1 protein-coding gene is annotated in these 393 nt (G+C 57.8%); it reads left to right on the top strand.

The features are described from left to right. On the top strand, window positions 1-393 hold a 393-nt coding region (locus tag AC1DF0_RS32555; RefSeq protein WP_477577746.1), incomplete at both ends, for an NADP-dependent isocitrate dehydrogenase.

Genomic DNA, 393 nt, shown 5'->3' with positions numbered 1-393 from the left:
GCTCAAGACGGCACCACCACCGTCCTGAAAGAAAAAACCACCGTACAAGCCGGTGAGATCCTCGATTGCGCGGTCATGAGCAAAAACGCGCTGCGTAGCTTCATCGCCGCCGAGATCGAAGACGCCAAGGCCAAAGGTGTACTGCTGTCGGTTCACCTCAAAGCCACCATGATGAAGGTCTCCGACCCGATCATGTTCGGCCAGATCGTTGCCGAGTTCTATAAAGACGCACTGGCCAAACACGCTGACGTGCTGGCGCAGATCGGCTTCAACCTGAACAACGGCATCGGCGACCTGTACGCTCGCATCAAGGCCTTGCCTGCCGAGCAACAAGCGCAGATCGAAGCGGACATCCAGGCGGTTTATGCCGTTCGCCCATCGTTGGCCATGGTC

Source organism: Paenibacillus sp. 05T425, assembly GCF_056396205.1.
The sequence above is the reverse complement of the archived record's forward strand: the minus strand, read 5'-3'. Positions and strand labels throughout refer to the sequence as shown.